At 54.1% G+C, this 255-nt stretch carries 1 protein-coding gene; it reads left to right on the top strand.

The features are described from left to right. Positions 1 to 255 (top strand): hypothetical protein (locus Q8G36_RS28870; RefSeq protein ID WP_305275388.1); only part of this gene is annotated, 255 nt, incomplete at both ends.

The following is a 255-nucleotide window of genomic DNA, read 5'->3' as shown; positions in this document are numbered from 1 at the left end:
GACCGAAAGATGGTACATCCTCCACCGAGTCAGTGCAAACCGAGGAGCTCTCGGAACCTAAAGGCCATAAAGGTTCTCATGAAGGAGGAGACTCAGCGGGAACCGGTGAGGGGAAACAGGGCAAAGGTGCCAAAGGGAAAAAAGGGCCGAAAGATGGTACATCCTCCACCGAGTCAGTGCAAACCGAGGAGATCTCGGAACCTAAAGGCCATAAAGGTTCTCATGAAGGAGGAGACTCAGCGGGAACCGGTGAGG

This window comes from Peribacillus frigoritolerans (assembly GCF_030676415.1).
GTDB classification, from domain to species: Bacteria; Bacillota; Bacilli; order Bacillales; family DSM-1321; genus Peribacillus; species Peribacillus frigoritolerans_A.
This window is presented reverse-complemented; position numbering and strand designations above follow the sequence as displayed.